At 62.0% G+C, this 25,827-nt stretch carries 20 protein-coding genes and 6 tRNA genes; 24 read left to right on the top strand and 2 right to left on the bottom strand.

Annotated elements, in window-relative coordinates; genetic code table 11:
• Nucleotides 1–94: 94 nt before the first annotated feature.
• The 21 genes from ACQ4MJ_RS19155 (at nucleotide 95) to ACQ4MJ_RS19055 (ending at nucleotide 21,673) form a co-directional block, all read left to right on the top strand.
• Nucleotides 95–170 (top strand) — tRNA-Arg (locus ACQ4MJ_RS19155).
• 104 nt (nucleotides 171–274) lie between these two features.
• Nucleotides 275–360 (top strand) — tRNA-Tyr (locus ACQ4MJ_RS19150).
• 74 nt (nucleotides 361–434) lie between these two features.
• Nucleotides 435–508: transfer RNA gene (locus ACQ4MJ_RS19145), tRNA-Gly, on the top strand.
• Nucleotides 509–569: 61 nt separating this feature from the next.
• Nucleotides 570–644 (top strand) — tRNA-Thr (locus tag ACQ4MJ_RS19140).
• 74 nt (nucleotides 645–718) lie between these two features.
• Complete coding sequence (gene tuf / locus ACQ4MJ_RS19135; protein ID WP_056642984.1) at nucleotides 719–1,909, top strand: elongation factor Tu; 1,191 nt, start codon at nucleotides 719–721, stop codon at nucleotides 1,907–1,909.
• A 14-nt stretch (nucleotides 1,910–1,923) separates the two neighbouring features.
• Nucleotides 1,924–1,999 (top strand) — tRNA-Trp (locus ACQ4MJ_RS19130).
• 91 nt (nucleotides 2,000–2,090) lie between these two features.
• Complete coding sequence (secE, locus tag ACQ4MJ_RS19125; protein ID WP_121422025.1) at nucleotides 2,091–2,477, top strand: preprotein translocase subunit SecE; 387 nt, start codon at nucleotides 2,091–2,093, stop codon at nucleotides 2,475–2,477.
• Entirely contained in the window at nucleotides 2,474–3,070 is a 597-nt protein-coding gene (gene nusG / locus ACQ4MJ_RS19120) for a transcription termination/antitermination protein NusG (RefSeq protein WP_082437456.1), read from the top strand. Before secE ends, nusG begins: the two co-directional genes overlap by 4 nt.
• 162 nt (nucleotides 3,071–3,232) lie before the next feature.
• The gene (rplK, locus tag ACQ4MJ_RS19115; protein WP_010467238.1) at nucleotides 3,233–3,664 is read left to right on the top strand and encodes a 50S ribosomal protein L11; all 432 of its coding nucleotides are present in this window, start codon (nucleotides 3,233–3,235) and stop codon (nucleotides 3,662–3,664) included.
• Entirely contained in the window at nucleotides 3,665–4,360 is a 696-nt protein-coding gene (rplA, locus tag ACQ4MJ_RS19110; protein ID WP_055398510.1) for a 50S ribosomal protein L1, read from the top strand.
• Nucleotides 4,361–4,593: 233 nt separating this feature from the next.
• Nucleotides 4,594–5,118, top strand: a complete 525-nt coding sequence (gene rplJ / locus ACQ4MJ_RS19105) for a 50S ribosomal protein L10 (protein WP_055398511.1) — start codon at nucleotides 4,594–4,596, stop codon at nucleotides 5,116–5,118.
• Nucleotides 5,119–5,158: 40 nt separating this feature from the next.
• The gene (gene rplL / locus ACQ4MJ_RS19100; RefSeq protein WP_008907085.1) at nucleotides 5,159–5,536 is read left to right on the top strand and encodes a 50S ribosomal protein L7/L12; all 378 of its coding nucleotides are present in this window, start codon (nucleotides 5,159–5,161) and stop codon (nucleotides 5,534–5,536) included.
• A gap of 267 nt (nucleotides 5,537–5,803) precedes the next feature.
• Nucleotides 5,804–9,916, top strand: a complete 4,113-nt coding sequence (gene rpoB / locus ACQ4MJ_RS19095) for a DNA-directed RNA polymerase subunit beta (protein ID WP_055398512.1) — start codon at nucleotides 5,804–5,806, stop codon at nucleotides 9,914–9,916.
• Nucleotides 9,917–9,937: 21 nt separating this feature from the next.
• On the top strand, nucleotides 9,938–14,173 hold the full coding sequence (gene rpoC, locus ACQ4MJ_RS19090) for a DNA-directed RNA polymerase subunit beta' (RefSeq protein WP_055398513.1): 4,236 nt from the start codon (nucleotides 9,938–9,940) through the stop codon (nucleotides 14,171–14,173).
• A gap of 156 nt (nucleotides 14,174–14,329) precedes the next feature.
• A complete protein-coding gene (locus ACQ4MJ_RS19085) occupies nucleotides 14,330–14,914 on the top strand; it encodes a LemA family protein (RefSeq protein WP_431151612.1) in 585 nt (194 codons plus the stop codon).
• Nucleotides 14,915–15,104: 190 nt separating this feature from the next.
• Complete coding sequence (gene rsmB, locus ACQ4MJ_RS19080) at nucleotides 15,105–16,415, top strand: 16S rRNA (cytosine(967)-C(5))-methyltransferase RsmB (protein WP_431173666.1); 1,311 nt, start codon at nucleotides 15,105–15,107, stop codon at nucleotides 16,413–16,415.
• Nucleotides 16,416–16,476: 61 nt separating this feature from the next.
• Nucleotides 16,477–17,034, top strand: coding sequence for a DUF4390 domain-containing protein (locus ACQ4MJ_RS19075; RefSeq protein ID WP_431153046.1), 558 nt, complete (start codon nucleotides 16,477–16,479; stop codon nucleotides 17,032–17,034).
• A complete protein-coding gene (locus ACQ4MJ_RS19070) occupies nucleotides 17,031–19,328 on the top strand; it encodes an ATP-binding protein (protein WP_431151614.1) in 2,298 nt (765 codons plus the stop codon). The genes ACQ4MJ_RS19075 and ACQ4MJ_RS19070 overlap by 4 nt, the downstream gene beginning before the upstream one ends.
• 39 nt (nucleotides 19,329–19,367) lie before the next feature.
• Nucleotides 19,368–20,051, top strand: a complete 684-nt coding sequence (locus ACQ4MJ_RS19065; protein ID WP_121422031.1) for a response regulator — start codon at nucleotides 19,368–19,370, stop codon at nucleotides 20,049–20,051.
• Between the two features lie 66 nt (nucleotides 20,052–20,117).
• Nucleotides 20,118–20,193 (top strand) — tRNA-Phe (locus ACQ4MJ_RS19060).
• 223 nt (nucleotides 20,194–20,416) lie between these two features.
• Nucleotides 20,417–21,673: an Hsp70 family protein gene (locus tag ACQ4MJ_RS19055; protein ID WP_431151615.1), complete on the top strand. Its 1,257-nt coding sequence runs from the start codon at nucleotides 20,417–20,419 to the stop codon at nucleotides 21,671–21,673.
• Nucleotides 21,674–21,805: 132 nt separating this feature from the next.
• Here ACQ4MJ_RS19055 and rsmI read toward each other — a convergent pair whose 3' ends face one another.
• Nucleotides 21,806–22,765 (bottom strand): 16S rRNA (cytidine(1402)-2'-O)-methyltransferase, encoded by a 960-nt coding sequence (gene rsmI / locus ACQ4MJ_RS19050; protein ID WP_431151617.1) that lies wholly within the window; start codon nucleotides 22,763–22,765, stop codon nucleotides 21,806–21,808.
• On the opposite strand from rsmI, the gene ACQ4MJ_RS19045 reads away from it, so the two are divergent.
• The 3 genes from ACQ4MJ_RS19045 (at nucleotide 22,765) to ACQ4MJ_RS19035 (ending at nucleotide 24,546) form a co-directional block, all read left to right on the top strand.
• The gene (locus ACQ4MJ_RS19045; RefSeq protein WP_055398398.1) at nucleotides 22,765–23,175 is read left to right on the top strand and encodes a YraN family protein; all 411 of its coding nucleotides are present in this window, start codon (nucleotides 22,765–22,767) and stop codon (nucleotides 23,173–23,175) included. The genes rsmI and ACQ4MJ_RS19045 overlap by 1 nt on opposite strands.
• Nucleotides 23,176–23,275: 100 nt before the next feature.
• Entirely contained in the window at nucleotides 23,276–23,878 is a 603-nt protein-coding gene (locus ACQ4MJ_RS19040; protein ID WP_121422035.1) for an SIS domain-containing protein, read from the top strand.
• Nucleotides 23,875–24,546, top strand: coding sequence for a BON domain-containing protein (locus ACQ4MJ_RS19035; protein ID WP_055398400.1), 672 nt, complete (start codon nucleotides 23,875–23,877; stop codon nucleotides 24,544–24,546). Before ACQ4MJ_RS19040 ends, ACQ4MJ_RS19035 begins: the two co-directional genes overlap by 4 nt.
• Nucleotides 24,547–24,771: 225 nt before the next feature.
• Here the strand turns inward: ACQ4MJ_RS19035 and ACQ4MJ_RS19030 are convergent, their stop codons facing one another.
• A complete protein-coding gene (locus ACQ4MJ_RS19030) occupies nucleotides 24,772–25,686 on the bottom strand; it encodes an NAD(P)-dependent oxidoreductase (protein ID WP_431151618.1) in 915 nt (304 codons plus the stop codon).
• Nucleotides 25,687–25,827: the final 141 nt, after the last annotated feature.

Genomic DNA, 25,827 nt, shown 5'->3' with positions numbered 1-25,827 from the left:
CCATCCATTTCGTCGTCGTGCGGGAGTCGGTTGTGATTGATTCCTTCGACGTGTGGTGGCGTGCGATAATGTGAAGCTGTGCCATTTCGGTCGTGCGGCTGTAGCTCAGTGGATAGAGTATTGGCCTCCGAAGCCAAGGGTCGTGGGTTCGATCCCCGCCAGCCGCACCATGAATTTGTATAGCTTTGCCTCCTGTCCTGGATGTGGCGTGGTGGCTTGGTCTTATGAATTTCTCCGGACTGCAAAAAACTGGTGCTATAATTCGAAATTCTCCGGAGGGGTGCCCGAGTGGCTAAAGGGGGCAGACTGTAAATCTGTTGGCTTACGCCTACACTGGTTCGAATCCAGTCCCCTCCACCAGTGAATAGAAGTGATGAGGTTGGTGCTTGGTCTCGTTGTTTGCGGGGCTGGGCGCGCAGAGACTGTTGGTCGATGCGGGAGTAGTTCAATGGTAGAACCCTAGCCTTCCAAGCTAATGACGCGGGTTCGATTCCCGTCTCCCGCTCCATTGCTTGTTGTGCTGGTTTGTTGAGTTAGAGATTTTGATGTCGCGCGAGCGGTGTCAAGTTGCCCATGTGGCTCAGTGGTAGAGCACTCCCTTGGTAAGGGAGAGGTCGCGGGTCCGATTCCCGCCATGGGCACCACTTTCAGGTGCGTCCGATTCTGGTTGCGCCGAGATCCAGTTGTATTGGTATAGATTTTTTTCGGAGTCGGAAAAATGGCAAAAGGTAAGTTCGAGCGCACCAAGCCTCACGTCAACGTGGGCACAATCGGCCACGTGGACCATGGCAAGACGACGCTGACGGCAGCCATCGCTACCGTGCTGTCTGCCAAGTTCGGCGGTGAAGCCAAGGCATACGACCAGATCGATGCAGCGCCCGAAGAAAAGGCCCGCGGTATCACGATCAACACCGCCCACGTGGAATACGAAACGGCCAACCGCCACTACGCCCACGTGGACTGCCCTGGCCACGCCGACTATGTGAAGAACATGATCACCGGCGCAGCCCAGATGGACGGCGCTATCCTGGTGTGCTCGGCTGCTGACGGCCCCATGCCCCAGACCCGCGAGCACATCCTGCTGGCTCGCCAAGTGGGCGTGCCTTACATCATCGTGTTCCTGAACAAGTGCGACATGGTGGACGACGAAGAACTGCTCGAACTCGTCGAAATGGAAGTGCGCGAACTCCTGGACAAGTACGACTTCCCAGGCGACGACACCCCCATCATCCGTGGTTCTGCCAAGCTCGCCCTGGAAGGCGACAAGGGCAAGCTGGGTGAAGAAGCCATCATGAAGCTGGCTGAAGCGCTGGACACCTACATCCCCACGCCAGAGCGCGCTGTGGACGGTGCCTTCCTGATGCCCGTGGAAGACGTGTTCTCCATCTCCGGCCGTGGCACCGTGGTGACCGGTCGCGTTGAGCGCGGCATCATCAAGGTCGGCGAAGAAATCGAAATCGTCGGTATCCGCGACACGCAAAAGACCATCTGCACCGGCGTGGAAATGTTCCGCAAGCTGCTGGACCAAGGTCAAGCTGGCGACAACGTCGGCCTGCTGCTGCGCGGCACCAAGCGCGAAGACGTGGAGCGCGGCCAAGTGCTGTGCAAGCCCGGCTCGATCAAGCCCCACACCCACTTCACCGCTGAAGTGTATGTTCTGAGCAAGGACGAAGGCGGCCGTCACACGCCCTTCTTCAACAACTACCGCCCTCAGTTCTACTTCCGCACGACCGACGTGACCGGCGCCATCGAGCTGCCAGCCGACAAGGAAATGGTCATGCCTGGTGACAACGTGTCGATCACTGTGAAGCTGATCAACCCCATCGCCATGGAAGAAGGTCTGCGCTTTGCTATCCGCGAAGGCGGCCGTACCGTAGGCGCTGGCGTCGTGGCCAAGATCATTGCTTAATTAGCAAGGTATACAGGGGTATAGCTCAATTGGCAGAGCGTCGGTCTCCAAAACCGAAGGTTGTAGGTTCGATTCCTACTGCCCCTGCCACTTGAATGTGGCCCAAAACAAGCCCGCCAGACCCTGGCGGGCTTCGGTGTCTTAAGTGATGCCGTGCATCGGAAGCAGGAAATACTCAAAGATGGCCACTTCACAGGTTGAAACAGTCAATACAGGCGCAGACAAGGCCAAGCTCGCTGCGGTGGTGGCCCTGGTCATCGCTTCGGTTGCAGGCTTCTATTTGTTGGGAAAACAAGGCGCTGTGGTGCAGTGGGCTGCGCTGATCGTTGGGCTGGCTGCTGCTGCTGGTGTGTTCTTGGTGTCGGAGTCCGGTCGCCAGTTCGTTGCCTTTGCCAAAGACGCTTGGCGCGAGGTGAAGAAGGTCGTTTGGCCCACCCGCAAGGAAACCCTGCAGATGACGGCCTACGTATTCGCCTTTGTGGTGATCATGGCCCTTTTCCTGTGGTTCACAGACAAGACGCTGGAATGGGTCTTGTACGACTTGATTTTGGGCTGGAGAAAGTCATGACAACCGCTGCGGAAATCACTGGAGCAGAAGCTCCTGCAGGCGCTTCTGCTTCGGCAAATCCCGATCTGCGTTGGTACATTGTCCATGCCTACTCGGGCATGGAAAAGGCTGTGGAGCGCAACATTCAGGAGCGAATTGGTCGCTCGGGTATGCAGGACAAGTTTGGTCGCATTCTTGTGCCGACTGAGGAAGTGGTCGAAATGAAGAACGGCCAGCGCAAGACGACAGAGCGTCGCTTGTTTCCTGGCTATGTGTTCGTCGAGATGGTGATGGACGATGACACTTGGCATCTGGTGAAGCACACCAACAAGGTGACGGGGTTTGTGGGGGGGGCGAAAAATCGCCCTGCGCCGATTTCTGAAGAGGAAGTCCAGAAAATCGTCAGCCAGATGCAGGAAGGCACAGACAAGCCTCGCCACAAGATCGAATTCATGGTGGGCGAACTTGTTCGTGTCAAAGAAGGTCCTTTCACCGACTTCAATGGTTCGGTTGAAGAGGTCAATTACGAAAAGAGCCGCGTGCGGGTCTCCGTGATGATTTTTGGCCGCTCCACGCCGGTCGAGTTGGAGTTTGGGCAGGTCGAAAAGACATAAGTCTTTCGATAACACCTAAGTTCTCCCTGGCAAACCCAGGGTAAGCAGTTGGATGCCGCACTTTTCGACTCGGTGCGAACATCGTGATAGCGAGTCGTTAACCCCGGGGAGCCAGTTGTTGCGTGGTGCGACAACAGCGTTATGACCCGTAAGGAGTAAAACATGGCGAAAAAAATCGTCGGTTTTATCAAGCTGCAAGTTCCAGCTGGTAAGGCCAATCCATCCCCACCCATCGGCCCAGCACTGGGTCAACGTGGTCTCAACATCATGGAGTTCTGCAAGGCATTCAATGCGCAGACCCAAGGTGTGGAGCCAGGTCTGCCACTGCCCGTGGTCATCACGGCGTTCGCGGACAAGAGCTTTACCTTCATCATCAAGACGCCGCCTGCGACGACTCTGATCAAGAAGGCTATCAAGCTCGAAAAGGGTTCTTCCAATCCGCTGAAGACCAAGGTTGGCAAGATCACGCGCGAACAGCTCGAAGAAATCGCCAAGACCAAGATGAAGGACATGAATGCTGCGAATGTTGACGCTGCTGTCCGTACGCTGGCTGGTTCCGCTCGCTCGATGGGCGTGACGGTGGAGGGTTTGTAAATGGCCAAGTTGACAAAAAAGCAAAAGGCCCTGCAGGGCAAGGTTGACAGCACCAAGCTGTACGCCTTTGCAGATGCCGTGGTTCTGGTGAAGGAAGCTGCTACTGCTAAGTTCGATGAATCCATCGACGTGGCTGTTCAGCTGGGCATTGATGCCAAGAAGTCCGACCAGGTGGTGCGTGGCGCTGTCGTGCTGCCCAACGGTACTGGCAAGACGACCCGTGTGGCCGTCTTTGCGCAAGGTGCCAAGGCGGAAGAAGCCAAGGCTGCTGGCGCTGACATCGTTGGCATGGATGACCTGGCTGCCATGGTGAAGGCTGGTGACATGCCCTTCGACGTGGTGATCGCTGCTCCTGACGCCATGCGCGTTGTGGGTACCCTGGGTCAGATCCTTGGCCCACGTGGCCTGATGCCAAACCCCAAGGTGGGCACGGTTACCCCCGACGTGGCTACGGCTGTGAAAAATGCCAAGGCAGGCCAGGTGCAGTTCCGTGTGGACAAGGCCGGTATCGTGCACAGCACTATTGGCCGCCGCTCGTTCGACAATGAAAAGCTGCAAGGTAACCTGGCTGCACTGATCGACGCTCTGAACAAGGCCAAGCCTGCTTCGAGCAAGGGTCTGTACCTGCGCAAGGTCGCTGTGTCCTCCACGATGGGCGTTGGCGTCCGCGTGGATACGCAATCCATCGCAGCGTAATTGCGGTAAAAAATCTTCGGGCCTGCAAGGGCCTGATGTGGTGGGCTGGGGTGGTCTAACAACCATCTCCAGGCCATCCAAGACCGTTGGTGTGCAGCCTTGCACTTAATCCCTCCGGGGCCAACGCAGATGGCGATCCCGCTGCAGATGGAATTCATTCCGAAACAGTTGGTCGCTGCAACAAGAGCGTGTACGAGGGCGCAAGCCTGAATGCACAATTTAAGGAGTAGACCTTGAGTCTTAATCGCAGTGAGAAAGAAGCGGTCATCAGTGAAGTGACCAGCCTCGCCGCTAAAGCTCAAACGCTTGTGATCGCGGAATACCGTGGCATCACGGTCGCCGACATGACCAAACTGCGTGTGGAAGCTCGCAGCAAGGGCGTGAACCTGAGTGTTCTGAAGAACACTTTGGCCCGCCGTGCTGTGGCTGGCAGCGCGTTTGACGTGGTGGCTGACCAGATGACCGGTCCTCTGATCTATGGCTTCTCCGAAGACGCCGTGGCTGCCGCGAAAGTGGTGGCTGACTTTGCGAAAACCAACGACAAGCTGGTGATTCGCGGTGGCGCTTTCGGTGGTAAGGCCCTGGACGTGAACGGCGTTAAGCAACTGGCCAACATTCCTTCCAAGGAAGTTCTGCTGGCTCAGATTTGTGGCTTGCTTATGTCCCCCATGTCGCGTACGGCCGTTGTGCTGGGCGCACTGGCGGCGAAAAAAGGCGAAGGCGCAGCCGCACCGGCCGCCGAACCTGTTGCGGCTTGATAGCCCGGCAGACAACCAACACAATTGTTAGGAAATCAAAATGGCATTCGATAAAGACGCATTTTTGACCGCGCTGGACAGCATGACGGTTCTGGAACTCAATGACCTGGTGAAGGCCATTGAAGAGAAGTTTGGCGTGAGCGCTGCAGCCATGGCTGCTCCTGCTGCCGCTGGTGGTGGCGCTGGCGCTGCTGCTGCTGAAGAAAAGACGGAATTCAACGTGGTGCTGACCGAAGCTGGCGCCAACAAGGTGTCCGTCATCAAGGCAGTGCGCGAAATCACCGGCCTGGGCCTCAAGGAAGCCAAGGACCTGGTGGACGGCGCTCCCAAGAACGTCAAGGAAGGCATTGCCAAGGCCGACGCCGAAGCAGCCGTCAAGAAGCTGGTGGAAGCCGGCGCCAAGGCCGAACTCAAGTAATTCGGTCTTGCTCAAGGGCTGGAGTGCTCCTCAAAGGGCCTCCAGCCTTTGGTGCTTTCAGAGCGCACCCGAAAGCCGCCGTGCAAACGCTGGTTTTCGAGTGTCTTCTGACAACCCCGACAGCAGAAGACGCCTTGGTTCGGGTGATGTGCAACGCATCACCGTCCGCCATGGTTGGTAGTGGCCAACCGCCAAGCCCGTAAGGACAGCGCTCCTTGCGGGTCAGTCGTCGAAGACCCAGGACTCATGTCTTTGCCCGGAGATCTCATGGCCTATTCCTACACCGAACGCAAGCGAATTCGCAAAAGTTTCGGCACCCGCGATAGCGTGCTCGAAGTTCCTTATCTGCTGCAGATGCAGAAGGACGCCTACACCGCTTTCTTGCAGGCTGATAAAGCACCCCAGAAAAGAACCATCGAAGGCCTTCAGGCTGCATTCGACGCTGCCTTTCCTATCGTCTCCCACAACGGTTTTGTGGAGATGAAGTTCATTGAATACAACCTGGCCAAGCCAGCTTTTGATGTGCGCGAGTGCCAGACCCGTGGTCTGACTTTCGCCTCGGCTGTGCGCGCCAAGGTGCAACTGATCATCTATGACCGCGAGTCCTCGACGTCGCAGTCCAAGGTGGTCAAGGAAGTGAAGGAGCAAGAGGTCTACATGGGTGAAGTGCCCCTGATGACCGACAAGGGCTCGTTCATCATCAACGGCACCGAGCGTGTGATCGTGTCGCAGCTGCACCGTTCGCCGGGTGTGTTTTTCGAGCATGACAAGGGCAAGACCCACAGCTCGGGCAAGCTGCTGTTCTCTGCACGCATCATTCCTTACCGTGGCTCTTGGCTCGACTTCGAGTTCGACCCCAAGGACATCCTGTACTTCCGCGTGGACCGTCGCCGCAAGATGCCGGTCACGATCCTGCTCAAGGCCATCGGCCTGAATCCAGAATCTATCCTGGCGAACTTCTTCGTCAACGATAACTTCCGCTTGATGGACAGCGGTGCACAAATGGAATTTGTGTCCGAGCGTCTGCGTGGTGAAGTGGCCCGTTTTGACATCACCGACAAGTCCGGCAAGGTCGTAGTGGCCAAGGACAAGCGCGTGACGGCCCGCCACACCCGCGAACTGGAACAGTCTGGTACCACGCACATTAGCGTGCCCGAAGACTTCCTGATAGGTCGTGTCGTGGCCCGCAACATTGTGGATGCGGACACGGGTGAGATCATCGCCAAGGCCAATGACGAGCTGACCGAAGCGCTGCTCAAGAAGCTGCGCAGCGCTGGTGTGCAAGACGTACAGTGCATCTACACCAATGAACTCGACCAGGGGGCGTACATGTCGCAGACCCTGCGCATCGACGAAACGGTGGACGAATTTGCTGCACGCGTGGCCATCTACCGCATGATGCGCCCCGGCGAGCCGCCTACGGAAGACGCCGTGCAGGCCCTGTTCCAGCGCCTGTTCTACAACCCCGACACGTACGACCTGTCGCGTGTGGGCCGCATGAAGTTCAACGCCAAGATTGGCCGCGACGAATCCACTGGCCCCATGGTGCTGTCCAACGAAGACATCCTGGCTGTGGTCAAGATTCTGGTGGACCTGCGCAACGGCAACGGCGAAGTCGATGACATCGATCACCTGGGCAACCGGCGCGTGCGCTGCGTGGGCGAACTGGCCGAAAACCAGTACCGCACGGGCCTGGCACGTATCGAAAAGGCCGTGAAGGAGCGTCTGGGCCAGGCCGAGCAAGAGCCGCTCATGCCCCACGACCTGATCAACAGCAAGCCGATTTCGGCCGCCCTGAAGGAATTCTTCGGTGCGTCGCAGCTGTCGCAGTTCATGGACCAGACCAACCCGCTGGCCGAAATCACGCACAAGCGCCGTGTTTCCGCCCTGGGCCCGGGTGGTCTGACCCGCGAACGCGCAGGCTTCGAAGTGCGCGACGTGCACGTAACCCATTACGGCCGCGTCTGCCCTATCGAAACGCCTGAAGGCCCTAACATCGGCCTGATCAACTCGCTGGCTCTGTACGCTCGGCTGAACGAGTACGGTTTCATCGAAACCCCTTACCGTCGCGTGGTGGATGGCAAGGTCACGAACGAGATCGACTACCTCTCCGCCATCGAAGAAGGCAAGTACGTGATCGCGCAGGCGAATGCCGTGCTCGACAAGGATGGCCGTTTGACGGGTGATCTGGTGTCTGCCCGTGAGAAGGGTGAATCCATTCTGTGTGGTGCAGACCGCGTGCAGTACATGGACGTGTCGCCCGCGCAGATCGTGTCGGTCGCGGCTTCGCTGGTGCCCTTCCTGGAACACGATGATGCGAACCGCGCGCTGATGGGCGCCAACATGTCGCGCCAGGCCGTGCCAGTGCTGCGTCCTGAAAAGCCGCTGGTGGGCACGGGCATCGAGCGCGTGGCTGCCGTGGACTCGGGCACCGTCGTGACGGCGACCCGTGGCGGTGTGGTGGACTATGTGGATGCGACCCGTATCGTGATCCGCGTCAACGATGCCGAAGCCGTGGCTGGTGAAGTGGGTGTGGACATCTACAACCTCATCAAGTACCAGCGTTCTAACCAGAACACCAATATCCACCAGCGCCCCATCGTCAAGAAGGGCGATATGCTGGTCAAGGGTGACGTGATCGCCGACGGCGCATCGACGGACTTCGGCGAAATCGCCATCGGCCAGAACATGCTGATTGCGTTCATGCCTTGGAACGGCTACAACTTCGAAGACTCGATCCTGATCTCCGAACGCGTGGTGGCCGAAGACCGCTATACCTCGATCCACATCGAGGAACTCGTGGTCATGGCGCGCGACACGAAGCTGGGCGCCGAAGAAATCACGCGCGACATTCCGAACCTGTCGGAGCAGCAACTGAACCGCCTGGACGAGTCCGGCATCATCTACGTGGGCGCCGAAGTGCAACCTGGCGATACGCTGGTGGGCAAGGTCACGCCCAAGGGCGAAACGACGCTCACGCCTGAAGAGAAGCTGCTGCGCGCCATCTTCGGCGAGAAGGCTTCCGACGTGAAGGATACCTCGCTGCGCGTGGACCAAGGCTCGTCGGGCACCGTGATCGACGTGCAGGTCTTCACCCGCGAAGGCATCCAGCGCGACAAGCGCGCCCAGCAGATCATCGACGATGAACTCAAGCGCTTCCGCCTGGACCTGAACGACCAGCTGCGCATCGTGGAGGCTGACGCCTTCGACCGTATCGAGAAGCTGCTCAACGGCCGTGTGGCCAACGGCGGCCCGCAGAAGTTGGCCAAGGGCACGAAGATCGACAAGGCCTACCTGTCTTCCGTCGAGAAGTTCCACTGGTTCGACATCCGCCCGGCTGAAGACGAAGTAGCTACGCAACTCGAGTCCATCAAGAACGCGCTGGAGCAGACGCGCCACAGCTTCGACCTGGCTTTTGAAGAAAAGCGCAAGAAGCTCACGCAAGGCGACGAGTTGCCAGCTGGCGTGCTGAAGATGGTCAAGGTGTACTTGGCCGTCAAGCGCCGTCTGCAGCCAGGTGACAAGATGGCCGGCCGCCACGGTAACAAGGGTGTGGTCTCCAAGATCGTTCCGGTCGAAGACATGCCTTACATGGCCGACGGCACACCTGCCGATATCGTTCTGAACCCGCTGGGCGTGCCCTCGCGGATGAACATTGGTCAGGTGCTGGAAGTCCACCTGGGCTGGGCCGGCAAGGGCATTGGCCAACGCATCGGCAACATGCTGCAGGAACAGGCCAAGGCCGCCGACATGCGCAAGTTCCTCGAAGAGGTGTACAACTCGCGCGGCCGCACGGAAGACCTGTCGCTGCTCAGCGATGACGACGTGATGGCCATGGCTGCCAACCTGACCAACGGTGTGCCTTATGCGACGCCCGTGTTCGATGGTGCTTCGGAAGAAGAAATCAAGGACATGCTCAAGATCGCCTACCCAGACGACATTGCAGAGCGCAAGGGCCTCACGCCCACCCGCACGCAGGCGTACCTGTTCGATGGCCGTACGGGCGAGCGCTTCGAGCGTCCGACCACCATTGGTTACATGCACTACCTGAAGCTGCACCATTTGGTGGACGACAAGATGCATGCCCGCTCGACCGGTCCTTACTCGCTCGTCACGCAGCAGCCGCTGGGTGGTAAGGCGCAGTTTGGTGGCCAGCGTTTCGGGGAAATGGAAGTGTGGGCGCTGGAAGCTTACGGCGCCGCCTACGTCCTCCAGGAAATGCTGACCGTGAAGTCCGACGACGTGGTGGGCCGTACCAAGGTGTACGAATCCATTGTCAAGGGCGAACACGCCATCGAAGCCGGCATGCCGGAATCGTTCAACGTGCTGGTCAAGGAAATCCGTTCGCTGGGCCTGGACATCGAGCTGGAACGCTCCTAAGCAGAAAAGGAAAGAGTCACTATGAAATCGCTACTCGACCTGTTCAAGCAATTCACGCCGGACGAGCATTTCGATGCCATCCGCATCGGCATGGCTTCTCCCGAAAAGATCCGTTCGTGGTCTTTTGGCGAAGTGAAGAAGCCCGAAACCATCAACTACCGCACTTTCAAGCCCGAGCGCGACGGCCTGTTCTGCGCCAAGATTTTTGGTCCCATCAAGGACTACGAATGCCTGTGCGGCAAGTACAAGCGCCTCAAGCACCGTGGTGTGATCTGCGAGAAGTGCGGCGTTGAAGTCACGCAGACCAAGGTGCGCCGCGAGCGCATGGGCCACATCGACCTGGCCGCGCCCTGCGCCCACATCTGGTTCCTGAAGTCGCTGCCATCGCGTCTGGGCCTGGTGCTGGACATGACGCTGCGCGACATTGAGCGCGTGCTGTACTTTGAAGCCTATGTGGTGACCGACCCCGGCATGACGCCGCTGAAGAAGTTCAGCATCATGTCCGAGGACGACTACGACGCCAAGCGCAAGGAATACGGCGACGAATTCATCGCCAAGATGGGCGCTGAGGGTATCAAGGACCTGCTGGAATCCATCGACATCGACATGTCGATTGAGCGCCTGCGTGGCGACCTCACCGGCTCTGAAGTCAAGGTCAAGAAGAACGCCAAGCGCCTGAAGGTGCTCGAAGCGTTCAAGAAGTCGGGCATCAAGCCCGAGTGGATGGTGCTCGAAGTGCTGCCCGTGCTGCCACCGGACCTGCGTCCGCTGGTGCCGCTGGACGGCGGCCGCTTTGCGACCTCCGACCTGAACGACCTGTATCGCCGCGTCATCAACCGCAACTCGCGTCTGCGCCGCCTGCTGGAGCTGAAGGCCCCTGAAATCATCGCCCGCAACGAAAAGCGGATGCTGCAGGAAGCGGTTGACTCGCTGCTGGACAACGGCCGCCGTGGCAAGGCCATGACGGGCGCCAACAAGCGCGCGCTGAAGTCGCTGGCCGACATGATCAAGGGCAAGTCCGGCCGTTTCCGCCAGAACTTGCTGGGCAAGCGCGTGGACTACTCCGGTCGTTCCGTGATTACCGTGGGCCCAACGCTCAAGCTGCACCAGTGCGGCCTGCCCAAGCTGATGGCGCTGGAGCTGTTCAAGCCTTTCATCTTCTCGCGCCTCGAAGCCATGGGCATCGCGACGACGATCAAGGCCGCCAAGAAGGAAGTCGAATCCGGCACCCCCGTGGTGTGGGACATCCTGGAAGAGGTGATCAAAGAGCACCCCGTGATGCTGAACCGTGCGCCTACGCTGCACCGTTTGGGTATCCAGGCCTTTGAGCCCATCCTGATCGAAGGCAAGGCCATTCAGCTGCACCCCCTCGTTTGCGCGGCTTTCAACGCCGACTTCGACGGTGACCAGATGGCTGTCCACGTCCCGCTGTCGGTGGAAGCGCAGATGGAAGCCCGCACGCTGATGCTGGCCTCCAACAACGTGCTGTTCCCTGCGTCGGGCGAACCCTCCATCGTTCCTTCGCAGGACGTGGTGCTGGGCCTGTACTACGCCACCCGCGATCGCATCAACGGCAAGGGCGAAGGCCTGGTGTTTGCCGATACCGGTGAAGTGCAACGTGCTCTGGACGCCGGCGAGGTCGAACTGGCCGCCAAGATCACGGTGCGCATGACCGAGTGGACCAAGAACAAGGAAACGGGCGAATTCGTTCCATCCACCTCGCTCGTGGAAACCACGGCCGGCCGTGCGCTGCTGTCCGAGATTCTTCCCAAGGGCCTGCCGTTCTCCAACATGAACAAGGCGCTCAAGAAGAAGGAAATCTCGCGCCTGATCAACGTCTCGTTCCGCAAGTGCGGTCTGAAGGAAACGGTCGTGTTCGCCGACAAGCTGCTGCAAAACGGCTTCCGTCTCGCCACGCGCGCCGGCATCTCGATCGCCATTGATGACATGCTGGTGCCGCCACAAAAGGCCGGCATCATCGAGCGTTCCGAGAAGGAAGTGAAGGAGATCGAACAGCAGTATGTGTCCGGTCTGGTCACCTCTGGCGAGCGCTACAACAAGGTGGTGGACATCTGGGGCAAGGCCGGCGACGAAGTGTCCAAGGTGATGATGGCCCAGCTGTCCAAGCAGAAGGTCATGGACCGCCACGGCAAGGAAGTGGACCAGGAGTCCTTCAACTCCATCTACATGATGGCCGACTCTGGCGCTCGCGGTTCCGCAGCACAGATTCGTCAGGTGGCCGGTATGCGGGGTCTGATGGCCAAGCCGGATGGCTCGATCATCGAAACGCCTATCACCGCGAACTTCCGCGAAGGTCTGAACGTGCTGGAGTACTTCATCTCCACCCACGGTGCCCGTAAGGGTCTGGCCGACACGGCGCTGAAGACCGCCAACTCGGGTTACCTGACCCGCCGTCTGGTGGACGTGACGCAGGATCTGGTGGTGACCGAAGAAGATTGCGGCACTTCCAATGGTTCGCTGATGCGCGCCATCGTCGAAGGCGGTGAAGTGATCGAATCGCTGCGCGACCGTATCCTGGGCCGCACGGCGGCTGAAGACGTGCTGCACCCCGAGAACCGCTCGGTGCTGGTCTCAGCGGGTGTCATGCTCGACGAAGACCTCATCGAAGAACTCGAAGCGGCTGGCGTGGACGAAGTGAAGGTTCGCACGGCACTGACCTGCGAAACCCGCTACGGCCTGTGCGCCAAGTGCTATGGCCGCGACTTGGGCCGTGGCGGCCTGATCAACCTCGGCGAAGCCGTGGGTGTGATTGCTGCCCAGTCTATCGGTGAACCCGGCACGCAGCTGACCATGCGCACGTTCCACATCGGTGGTGCCGCATCGCGCGCTGCCATCGCATCGAGCGTGGAAGCCAAGTCCAACGGCGTGATCGGCTTCAACGCCACGATGCGCTACGTGAGCAACACCAAGGGTGAGCTGGTGGTGATTGCGCGTTCGGGTGAAATCATCATCCACGACGAGCATGGCCGCGAGCGCGAACGCCACAAGGTGCCTTACGGTGCAACGCTGACGGTCAAGGCCGACCAGACCATCAAGGCTGGCACCATCCTCGCCAACTGGGATCCGCTGACGCGCCCCATCATCACCGAGTTCGCCGGTCAGACCAAGTTCGAGAACGTCGAAGAAGGTCTCACGGTGGCCAAGCAGGTCGACGAAGTGACCGGCCTGTCCACGCTGGTGGTGATCGATCCGAAGCGCCGTGGCGCTGCCAAGGTCGTGCGTCCGCAGGTGAAGCTGATCGACGCCCAGGGCAACGAAGTGAAGATCCCTGGCACCGACCACTCGGTGACCATCGGCTTCCAGGTGGGCGCTCTGATTCAGGTGCGCGACGGCCAGGACGTGGGCCCCGGCGAAGTGCTGGCCCGTATCCCGGTCGAAGGTCAGAAGACCCGCGACATTACCGGCGGTCTGCCCCGTGTGGCCGAGCTGTTCGAAGCCCGTACGCCGAAGGACAAGGGCACGCTGGCCGAGATGACCGGTACCGTGTCGTTCGGCAAGGAAACCAAGGGCAAGGTCCGCTTGCAGATCACTGATCCTGAAGGCCATGTGTTCGAAGAACTCGTGCCCAAGGAAAAGAACATCCTGGTGCACGAAGGCCAGGTGGTGAACAAGGGCGAATCAATTGTGGACGGCCCGGCAGACCCACAAGACATCCTGCGTTTGCTGGGTATCGAAGAGCTGTCGCGCTACATCGTTGATGAAGTGCAGGATGTGTACCGCTTGCAGGGTGTGAAGATCAACGACAAGCACATCGAGGTGATCGTTCGCCAGATGCTGCGCCGCGTCGTGGTCGAGAACGTTGGCGAGTCCAACTACATCGCCGGTGAACAGATCGAGCGTTCCGAGATCCTCAACACCAACGATGCGTTGCAGGCCGAAGGCAAGATCCCCGCGACCTACAGCAACCTGCTGCTGGGTATCACCAAGGCTTCGCTGTCGACCGACTCGTTCATCTCGGCCGCTTCCTTCCAGGAAACGACCCGCGTGCTCACCGAGGCTGCCATCATGGGCAAGCGCGACGAGCTGCGTGGCCTGAAGGAAAACGTGATCGTGGGTCGCCTGATCCCGGCCGGTACCGGCATGGCCTACCACCAGGCACGCAAGGCCAAGGACGCCATGGACGACGCCGAGCGCCGCGCCATTGCCGAAGCCGAAGCCGCCGAGATGGAAGCCCAGGGTGAAGCAACGGAAGTCGAGGGCAGCACCTCCACCGCGACCGACGCAGCCGCTGACTAAGCCTTCGGGCCGCCTCTGAAAAGCTCCCGTCCTGTCCCTGGCAGGCCGGGAGCTTTTTTCTGGAACCCGCACTTCGATCTTTCGTAGTCTTCGCCTTTCTCCCTCATTTCCTTATCGGGCCGTAACGCGTGGTGCACGCGAGGACGGCAACTGTGCATGTGGTCATCGCCCCTTTTCTGGATTGTTTTTGCCATTGCCGCTTTTTGGGCGCTGGGCGCCTACAACCGCCTGATGCGGCTGCGCTCGGCCGTTGTGCAGGCGTTTGGCAGCTTTGACGCTCACATGGTGCGCCAGCTGTCTTTGATGGGTGAGTATGGTGCGGCGCAAGCCGTACAGCAGGTCCCCTCGGCAGGTGGCACGGAGCCAGAGATGGCGGCACTGCAAGGCGCCACCACCCAGTTGAGCGCATCCTTGGCCATGGCGCGGGCGCGTCCCTTGCAGCCAGACGCGGTGGCCGCCTTGGCGGCAGCGCGCGAGGTGCTCCATGCGTCCTGGCAGAAGGCCACACACAACAGTGGGCAAGCGACCCGGGCGCAGACGTCTGTGGCTACCGCCGCTGCGGACGCGCCGCCCGTGTCTCCGTCGCTGTGGCAGGTTCGGTGGGACGAGCATGTTCTGCAGAACGACCAGGCGATGCGTGTTTTCAACGAAGCGGTGTTGCACTACAACGCTGCCATTGCCCAGTTTCCAGCCAACCTGCTGGCCTGGGTGTTCGGATTCAAGGCCGCCCGCGGGCTGTAGAAAGGTTGCCAGGACCACAATGAACCCACCCGCACCACGACAACAACCCCCACGCCCTGCGTCCCGCCCCGGGCCTAACAAGCGAGCCGACAGAGCCAACAACGCGCCAGCCCGTGACCGGACGCTTTCCGGCCCGGGCGGTGCCAGTCGCCCGGGGGCGGGCGGTCAGCCCGTAGCGCTATGGCAACAGTTGGAGGCTGTGGCCAGTGCCTTGCAGGCCATTCGCACAGGGCAGTCGGGCACCGCAGCACTGGCGGCGGTAGACACAGCTCTGCGCCCTGGGGTGCAGTCTCTCCTGTTCCAGGTGCTGCGCCAGGCCGGACGGGCCGAGGCGTTGCGCCGCCAGATGGTTGCACGCACGCCTCCACCGGCTGCGGATGCGCTGTTGTGTACGGCGCTGGCGCTGTGCTGGAACCCTGAGGAGTCGCCGTACGAGCCGTTCACCTTGGTGAACCAGGTGGTGGAAGCGGCCAAACGCAGCGCGTCCACGCGTGCGCAGGCTTCATTCCTCAACGGTTGCTTGCGCCGCTTTCTGCGCGAACGCGAAGCGCTGGTTGCCCGCACCGATGGCGATCCGCTGGCCCGTTGGAACCATCCGGTGTGGTGGGTCGAGCGCCTGCGCAAGGACCATCCCCACCACTGGGAGCAGATTCTGCAGGCCAACAATGCCCACGCACCGATGACGCTGCGAGTCAATGCACGAAAAAGCACTCTAGCGCTTTACCAGAAAGCGCTGGATGCTATCAGTTTAGAAGCAATTCCGTCTGGGAGTGTAGGACTGGTATTGCAGCACCCCGTGCCCGTGCAATCGCTGCCGGGGTTTGAAGAGGGCTGGGTCTCGGTGCAGGATGCCGCAGCCCAGATGGCTGCGCCTCTGTTGCTTGAAGGTCTGGACCTCACCCGGCCTGTGCGGGTGCTCGACGCCTGTGCGGCGCCTGGGGGTAAAACCGCCCACCTTATGGAGTGGGCAGGCGTTGGTGCTCCGATACACGTCACTGCGCTGGAGATCGATGCCACCCGCAGCGCGCGCATTGGTGAGACCTTGCAGCGCCTGGGGCTGCGCGCCCAAGTGGTGGTGGCTGATGCGGCGCGTCCGCAAGACTGGTGGCAGCAGCATTGCGATGGTGCGCAGTTCGATGCCATCTTGCTGGATGCGCCCTGCACGGCCTCGGGCATCGTGCGCCGCCATCCGGATGTGCGCTGGCTGCGCCGCGAGAGCGATATTGCGCAGCTTGCAGGCCTGCAGGCCCGGTTGCTCAAGACCCTGTGGCCGCTGTTGCGCCCTGGCGGACGGCTGCTGTATTGCACGTGTTCCGTGTTCCGTGCCGAAGGCGACGACCAGGTGCAAACGTTTCTTGCACACAACACCGATGCGCAATTGCTGCCGTCGCCGGGTCATTTAATTCCCACCAACGGGGACAAGCCCGGAGCTGTCCCGGACAATCGGTCGGGTGACCACGACGGATTTTTTTACGCACTGTTGCAAAAATCGCCGCAATGAGTTCCGTGGGGCTCGTTGGGTGGCGATCTGTGCGCTCTTTCTCTTGGTGGCATGGGCCGCAATGGTGCAGTCGGCCATCGCAGGCCAGCCGGTGGACCCCGAGGTGGGCGAACTTCGGCTGGACCGTGCCGAGGATGGCCTCTACCTCAGCGCCACACTGCAATTTGTGCTGCCGGAGCTTGCCGAGGATGCGCTGTACAAGGGCATTCCCATGTTCTTCGTGGCCGAGGCCCAGGTTTTGCGAGACCGCTGGTACTGGTCTGACCGCCAAGTTGCTGAAACCACCCGCTATCTGCGGCTAAGTTACCAGCCGTTGACGCGACGTTGGCGTCTGAACATCTCCCCGGTACCTTTCACCAACAGTGGCCTGGGTGTGGTTTTGGGGCAGAATTTTGACAGTTATGCCGATGCGTTGTCGGCCATTCAGCGCATTTCGCGATGGAAGATCGCAGAACGCGATGTCATTGAGCCAGATGCCGTCCATACGGTCAATTTCCGGTTCCGGCTTGATATGTCGCAGTTGCCCCGACCCTTCCAGATCGGTGCCGTGGGGCGCTCCGGCTGGAATCTCCTGGTATCCCGCAGCCAACGCCTGGCTGCAGAGACCGTCGCCAAGTGAGCCCTCCAGAGTCTTCTCAGACGGGAGCTTCCGCGTCGGCCCATGCCGCCGCACGCCAGTCGCGCGCCGTGCGCTGGGCCGTGGGGGTTGGGGCCGCCATCATGTCGGCCATCGGCATGGTGCTGTTGTTCCTGCTCACCCTGGCCACTAACAACCGCGCGCTGTACGAGCGCAACTACGCCTGGCTTTTTGGCGTGAACGTTTTGGTGGCTGCACTGCTGCTGGCCGTGCTTGTGTGGGTGGCGGTGCGGCTGGGCATGCGCTTGCGCAAAGGGCGCTTTGGCAGTCGACTGCTGGTCAAGCTTGCGGCCATCTTTGCGCTGGTGGGGCTGATGCCGGGGCTGCTGATCTATGTGGTGTCCTACCAGTTTGTCACGCGGTCCATTGAGAGCTGGTTCGATGTGAAAGTGGAGGGCGCTCTTTCAGCGGGGGTGAACCTGGCCCGTGTGTCGCTGGATTCGCTGGCCGCCGACATGGCCTCAAAAGCGCGCAATGCCAGTGCCCAAGTGGCGCAGGTGCCTGATGCCGCGGCTGGTCTGGTGCTGGAGCGCATCCGCGACCAGCTGGGAGCCACCGACGTCGTGCTCTGGAATGCTGCGGGCCAGGCGGTAGCCAGTGCAGGCCAATCGCGCTTTAGCCTGAACCCCGACCGGCCAGGCGTGGCGTTGCTGCGCACCGTGCGGCAGCAGCGCGCCACCGCGCAGATCGAGGGCCTGGACGATATTTCGGACCCTGCCGCGGCACAGAATGCGCGCGTGAAAGTGCTGGCGCTGGTCAGCAGCCCCAGCGTCGGCTTGCTCGTGGAGCCCCGATACCTGCAGGCCACGTTGCCCCTGCCGCCTGCGCTGGTGGCCAACGCCATTGCCGTGCAGGAGGCCAACCGCGAATACCAGGAGCGAGCCCTGGCCCGTGGGGGGTTGCGGCGCATGTATGTGGGCACGCTTACGCTGAGCCTGTTCCTGGCTGTCTTTGGCGCCGTTTTGCTGGCGGTGCTGCTGGGCAACCAGCTGGCCCGCCCGCTGCTGGTGCTGGCCGAGGGGGTGCGCGAGGTGGCGGCTGGCAATCTCAGCCCCAAGGCTGCATTGCAGGGCAAGGATGAGCTGGGTGGACTCACACGCTCTTTTGCACTGATGACCCAGCAGTTGTCCGACGCCCGCCATGCCGTGGAGCAGAGCATGGGCGAAGTCGATGCCGCACGCGCCAACCTGCAGACCATCCTGGACAACCTCACGGCGGGGGTGATCGTGCTGGATGCCCAAGGTTTGATCCGATCGTCCAATCCGGGGGCCACCCGCATCCTGCGGGCACCGATGGCGGCCTATGAGGGGCGACCCCTGTCGGAAGTGCCAGGGCTCGCCGAGTTTGCGGCGTCGGTGCAAGGGCACTTCGACGCTTTCCTGGGCGACCACGAACGCCATGGACTGGACCACTGGCAGCAGCCTTTTGAGCTGCATGCGTCTTCTGGCGGCGTCGGGCAACACGCTACCAGCCTCGTTGCGCGGGGGGCGGAACTGCCCGATTCGGCCAGACTGTTGGTTTTTGACGACATTTCGGAAATTGTTTCCGCCCAGCGCGCGCAGGCTTGGGGTGAGGTGGCGCGGCGCCTGGCGCACGAAATCAAGAACCCGCTCACGCCCATCCAGCTGTCTGCGGAGCGGCTGGAAATGAAGCTCTCTGGCAAGCTGCCCGGCCCTGAACAGGCCATCCTCGCCAAGTCCGTCAAGACCATCGTGGACCAGGTCGATGCGATGAAGCGGCTGGTCAACGAATTCCGCGATTACGCACGCTTGCCTGCTGCAGAACTCCATGCACTGGACCTCAATGCCCTGGTGGCCGACGTGCTCCATCTCTACGGCGAAGAGAACGCCGCCGTGCGCGTAGAAGCCGAGCTGGACCCGCGCTGCCCCTCTATCGCAGGCGATGCGCAGCAGCTGCGGCAGGTTGTGCACAACCTGCTGCAAAACGCGCAAGACGCCACCGAGCAGGCGCGCGCTGGAACCTCGGAGCCCGTGCCCCCGGTACGCATCAGCACGCGCTGGAGTGAGTCCTCGCGCCGCGTGCGGCTCACGGTATCCGACAGTGGTGGGGGCTTTCCTGCGCACATCCTGCAGCGTGCCTTCGAGCCCTACGTCACCACCAAGCCCCGGGGCACCGGCTTGGGTCTGGCCGTGGTCAAAAAGATTGCCGATGAGCACGGTGCGCGCATTGACTTGTCGAATCGGACCGAAGATGGCGTAGTGCGGGGGGCCCAAGTGTCGTTATCATTCGCCCCTGAACCAGCGGTGGCGTCATAACAACACCGCCCCGCAGTACCCCAAGGCGCTTCAACACACATGGCAAACATTCTGGTGGTCGACGATGAGCTCGGCATTCGTGATCTGCTGTCGGAAATCCTGAACGACGAAGGTCACAGCGTAGACCTCGCAGAAAACGCCACCCAGGCGCGCACGGCCCGGGCAGGCAACACCTACGACCTCGTGCTGCTCGACATCTGGATGCCGGACACCGACGGGGTTTCGTTGCTCAAGGAATGGGCCACAGCGGGCGTGCTGACGATGCCCGTGATCATGATGAGTGGCCACGCCACCATCGACACCGCCGTAGAGGCCACCCGGATCGGCGCCTTCTCGTTTCTTGAAAAACCCATCACCCTGCAAAAGCTGCTCAAGGCGGTGGAGCAGGGCCTGGCACGCAACGCTGCCCACCAGTCCGCCCCGGTGGCTGCGGCCCCAGCGCCCGTCCATACCCCGGCCGACCCCACGTTTTCGCAACTGCCTGCTGTGTCGGCCATCATGGCTGGCGTCGAGGCTGGCCCGCACGCGCACCAAGGGTTTGACCTGGACCGCCCCCTGCGCGAAGCGCGCGATGGTTTTGAAAAAGCCTATTTCGAATTCCACTTGGCCCGCGAAGGCGGTTCCATGACGCGCGTGGCCGAAAAGACGGGCCTTGAGCGCACGCACCTTTATCGCAAGCTGCGCCAGCTAGGGGTCGATCTCGGCCGGGGCAAACGCGGGTAGGCTTGCAAGAAATTATTGGCGGTTTCGCCAAAACGGCCTTTTTTTCTGGTTATAATTTGAGGCTCAGGCCCGGTAGCTCAGTCGGTAGAGCAGAGGATTGAAAATCCTTGTGTCGGTGGTTCGATTCCGCCCCAGGCCACCAAACAAAAGCCCTTGATTTTTGCTAATCAAGGGCTTTTTCCATTCTGCATGCGGCGTCCACGGCGCTGGGTCGTGCTTCGGAGAGGCGTTGGACGGGTCTCCTGTCGCGCCACCAAGCTGCCCAGAGCATTCTTCTCGCCGCAGCACCGCATCCGATGTTTGCGTTCACCGAGGCTGTGGCCGGTGTGCGTTGAACACTTCCTCATCGCTTCGACACTTCACCCATGCCCCTCCTGAAGGACACCACCCTCGGTATCGACTTTGGCACTTCCAACTCCGCGATGGCCGTGCGCCAGGGGGCGGGGTTGGCGCGGATGATTGCGCTGGAAGGGAGTGCGCACACACTGCCCACCGCACTGTTCTTCAACGCAGAGGATCACCGCACGCACTTTGGTCGCGATGCCGTGGGCCAGTATCTGGGAGGCACCGAGGGGCGTCTGATGCGGTCGCTCAAGAGCCTGCTCGGCAGTGCGCTGCTGCAGGACAAGACGGCGGTGCACAACAAGATGGTGAGCTACCAGGACATCATCAGCCTCTTCTTGCGCATGTTGGTGCAAAAGGCGCGCGATGAGCTGGGCGGCATGCCTGCCCGGGTGGTGATGGGGCGGCCGGTGCATTTTGTGGATGGGGATGCCGACCGCGATCAGCAGGCGGAAGATGCGTTGCGCCAGGCTGCGCTGGATGCGGGGTTTGCCGAGGTGTCGTTCCAGCTGGAGCCGATTGCCGCAGCGCTGGACTACGAACAGCGCATCGCGCAGGAGTCCCTGGTGCTGGTGGTGGACATTGGGGGGGGTACCTCGGACTTCACAGTGGTGCGGTTGGGGCCGGAGCGCATGGCGCGTGCCGCGCGTGGCAGTGATGTGCTGGCCACCACCGGCGTGCACGTGGGCGGCACCGACTTTGACCGGCGGTTGAGCCTGGACCTGTTGATGCCCTTGCTCGGGTTTCGGCACACCGGGCCCACGGGGCGCGAGGTGCCCAGCCGGGTGTTTTTTGACCTGTCCACCTGGCACCTGATCCAGTGGCTGTACTCGCCGCGTGCACTGCGCGATGCGCAGAACCTGCGCACCGACTATTCCGATGCGCGGCTGCACGCGCGGCTCATGCGGGTGCTGCACGAGCGCCTGGGGCACCGCATGGCCAACACGGTGGAGCAGGCCAAGATCGCCGCGTCGCTGGCCGATGCCGACGCGCTCATGCCTCTGGACTGGATCGAGGCAGGACTGGGCGCCGCCGTCACGCCCGAGGGGCTGGCGCAGTTCCTGTTGCAGCCCCTCGAACAGGTGGTCGCCTGCGCGCAGGAATGTGTGCAGCTGGCGGGCTTGGGTGTGCAGGGGCTGGATGCGATCTATCTCACCGGGGGCTCGTCGGCCCTGCGGCCGCTGCGGCAGGCGCTCAAAGCGGCGTTTCCCGACACTCCCCAGGTGGAAGGCGATTTGTTTGGCGGGGTGGCGGCCGGGTTGGCGGTGTCAGGGCGATAGATCTGGAGGGGGGGGCGGCACCAGGGCCGGTGGTGGATTCGCTGTGGAGGATGAAATGCTATTAAAAATATAGCTATCAGCGCTTGTCCATCAAGCGCCAGGTGCCAATTTGGCCCGAAATCCGAGGTGTTATCAGCTCCCGGCGTCGCCGGCTTCGTCCTCATCTTCCCCGCTCGCGCCGCTGCGCTTCCACGCCAGGGCCGTGTCGTACAGCACATTGCGTGATGCACCCGTGATCTCGGCAGCCAGGCGCACGGCGGTTTTCAGCGGCAGCTCCTGCACCAGCAGGCGCAACACCCGCAGGCTGGCGCCATCGTCGCTGGCCACCGCCACCGGGTGCAGCAGCACCACAAACTCGCCGCGCGAGCGCTGGGGTGCGCCGTCCAGCCAGGCTGTCAGCTCCCGGGCGGGCCGCGTGGTCACGTCCTCGAACTGCTTGGTCAGCTCCCGTGCCAGCGTTACCGGACGATCACCCAGCACCGCCAGGGCCTGGGCCAGCTCGTTGATGCGGTGGGGGGCTTCAAGCAGCACCACGCAGCGCGGCTCCGGGGCCAGCTGCTGCGCAATCACCGTGGCGCGTTCGGCGTTCTTCACGGGTAGAAACCCTGCGAACACAAAACCGCCATGTTCAGTGCTGTGGGCCACTGCGCCTGCCACGCTCAGCGCCGTGGTGATGCTGCTGGCGCCGGGCAGGGGCACGGCCCGCAGGCCCGCCGCCTGCACGGCGGCCACGAGCCGGGCGCCAGGGTCACTCACGCCGGGCGTGCCAGCGTCACTCACGTAGACCACGCGCTGGCCCAGCTGCAGCCGCTGCACCACGTTCTGCGCGGCCTCGGTCTCGTTGTGCTGGTGCACCGCCAGCAGCTGTGCGGCGCCCTTGTCGATGCCGTAGGCGCGCAGCATGGACTGCGTGTGGCGCGTGTCTTCGCAGGCCACGGTGTCGGCCATTTGCAGCACGTGCAGCGCGCGCAGGGTGATGTCGGCCAAGTTGCCGATGGGCGTGGCCACCACGTACAAGGCGCCCTCGGGATAATGCTGCGCAGCCGCCGCTTCGCGCGCGGCGCCCTGGGCTGAAGCGAAAGATGCGCTCAATGAAATTCCTTGGAAAGAGAAAACCGGCGGGGGGCTCTGGCCCGGCTGCCCCTGCCGCCACCACGCGCGAACGCGGCAATGTGGCGGAGGACCAGGCTCTGGCCCATCTGCAGGCGGCTGGCCTGCAACTGGTGGTGCGCAATTATCGGACGCCCGGGCGCGGCGGTGGCGAGATTGACCTGGTGATGCGCGAGCGGGACGGCACGCTGGTGTTTGTGGAGGTGCGCAGCCGGGCGGGCAGCGCGTTTGGCGGCGCCGGGGCCAGCATCAGCGTCACCAAGCAGCAGCGCATCATTTTTGCGGCGCGGCACTACCTGCTGCGCCTGCCGTCGCCGCCGCCCTGCCGGTTTGATGTGGTGCTGGTCGAGGCTTCGGTGCAGTGGCTCAAGGCGGCCTTTGATGCGCAGTGACCCCATCCGTTCCCTGTCCCCCATTCGGGCTCCAAAGCAATGCCAGTGACTACGGTTTGCTACAAAAGCTGTAACACGCGGCGGGTATCATCGAGCCCTCATGCTTGAGCAACGCATCCAACAGCATTTCATCGACAGCGCCGACCTGAAGTACCAGGCCGCGCAGGTTTTGAGCCATCCCATCGCCGCCGCAGTGCAGGCCGTCCTGGCCTGTGTGACCAGCGGCGGCAAGGTGCTGGCCTGTGGCAACGGCCCCTCGGCCGCCGAGGCGCAGCAGTTCGCTGCGTTTTGCGTGGCGGGTTTCGAGCGCGAACGCCCCGAGCTGGCAGCGCTGGCCCTGACCTCCGACAGCACGCTGCTGACGGCCGCCACAGGAGGCAGTCACGACGCCGCCCAGCAGTTTGCCCGCCAGGTGCGTGCGCTGGGCCAGGCCGGTGACGTGCTGCTGGCCCTGTCGGTGTCCGGCAACGACGCCAATCTGCTGGCCGCTGCCGAAGCCGCCCACGAGCGCGACATGACCGTGGTGGTGCTGACCGGCCGCACCGGCGGCAAGCTTGCCGCCATGCTGCGCGAAACCGACGTGTTGATCAGCGTGCCCCACGACCGCGCAGCGCGCGTGCGCGAAGTCCATGCCCTGGTGCTGCATTGCCTGAGCGATGGTGTGGACGCCCAGTTACTTGGTGAACAGGAGAATCCGCTATGAAGCAAACAACCATGAACCGTACCCAGCGCACGGTGTGCACCGTGCTGGCCGCTGCCGCCCTCGCTGCAGGCCTGTCGGCCTGCGCGCCGCTGATCGTCGGGGGCGCCGTGGTGGGTGGCGTGATGGCCGTGGACCGCCGCACGGCGGGCACCCAGATCGAGGATGAAGGCATCGAACTGCGCGCGGCCAACCGTATCCGCGAGACTTTTGGCGACCGCGTGCACGTGAACGTGACGAGCTACAACCGCCAGGCCCTGCTGACGGGCGAAGTCCCCAATGCGCAGGAGCGCCAGGCCGTCGAGCAATTGGTGTCGCAGGTGGAGAACGTGCGCTCGGTGGTGAACGACCTGACCATCACCACCTTCTCCAGCACCCTGAGCCAGCGTTCCAACGACACCTTCATCACCGGCAAGGTCCGCGCCAGCCTGGTGGACGCGCAGGACATCTCGGCCAATTCCTTCAAGGTGGTGACCGAGCGCAACGTTGTCTACCTGATGGGCCGTGTGTCGCAGCGCGAAGCCAACCGGGCCACCGAGATTGCGCGCGGGGTGAGCGGCGTGAGCAAGGTGGTGCGTGTGTTCGAGATTGTCTCGGAAGAAGAACTGCGCCGCATCGCTCCGCAGCCTGCACCCGTCACCACGGATGACACCAAGCCCTCTGGGGGCTGAAGATCGTTTTCAGCCGGCTCGACAGCCTGCACAACTGGTAGATCAAAAAAAATCCCGGCTCGCACCACGCGACCCGGGATTTTTTCTTGGGGACTCCGCACCGCGCGCGGCTGCGTGAAACTGGCGTGGCCGAGGCCAGCACCCCCGCGCAAGGGCCGCCAAGCTGCGAATGCAGCGTTGCACTTGCGGGCGCTGGGGGAGGGCGCGAAGCGCCCACGGGGTGTTTTATTTCAACCGCTGGATGAGGGACGATGTATCCCAGCGGTTGCCTCCCATTTTCTGCACATCGGCATAAAACTGGTCCACCAGGGCCGTCACCGGCACGCGTGAACCGTTGCGCTTGGCCTCATCGAGCACCAGGCCCAGGTCCTTGCGCATCCAGTCCACGGCAAAGCCAAAGTCGAACTTGCCGTCCACCATGGTCTTGCCACGGTTGTCCATCTGCCAGCTTTGGGCGGCGCCTTTGCCGATCACGTCGAGGACCTGTTTCATGTCCAGCCCCGCGTTCTGGCCAAAGGCCACGGCCTCGGACAGGGCCTGCACCAGCCCGGCAATACAGATCTGGTTGACCATCTTGGCCAGCTGGCCCGAGCCACTGGCACCCAGCAGCGTGAAGGCACGCGAGAACGCCATGGCCACGGGTTGGGCTGCCTCGAAGGCTGCGGCATCGCCGCCGCACATCACGGTGAGCAGGCCGTTCTGCGCGCCGGCCTGGCCGCCCGACACAGGGGCATCCACAAACTGCAGGCCCAACGCCTGGGCGGCTGCGTACAGCTCGCGCGCCACCTCGGCCGATGCCGTGGTGTGGTCCACAAAAATCGCACCCGGCTTCATGCCCGCAAAGGCGCCGTCCGCACCCTGCGTCACAGAGCGCAGGTCATCGTCGTTGCCCACGCAGCAGAACACGATGTCCGCGCCCGCAGCGGCTTCGCGCGGCGTTGCAGCGTGTTTTGGCGCCTTGGCGCTTGCATACTCTGCGCACCAAGCTATTGATTTGGTAGCGGTACGGTTGTAAACCGTCACCTCATGCCCGGCCAGTGCAAGGTGTCCGGCCATCGGGTAGCCCATCACACCCAAGCCCAGAAAGGCGACCTTGCGGGAAGGGGTGGCGTCGTAGTTGCGGGGGTTGGTGCTTGGCATGGAAATGGTTCTTGTGAGAAAAGGCCGCCATGTCGACGGCGTTTGAAACTGGCGCGGCCTGGGCCAGCGGACGCCGTGGAACTGGCTTTGCCAGGCCACTGGCGTCGTCCCCCTTCCCGCGCGCCGCGCGAGAGAAGGGGG

Source organism: Acidovorax facilis (assembly GCF_050626955.1).
Lineage (GTDB): Bacteria > Pseudomonadota > Gammaproteobacteria > Burkholderiales > Burkholderiaceae_C > Acidovorax > Acidovorax facilis.
This window is presented reverse-complemented; position numbering and strand designations above follow the sequence as displayed.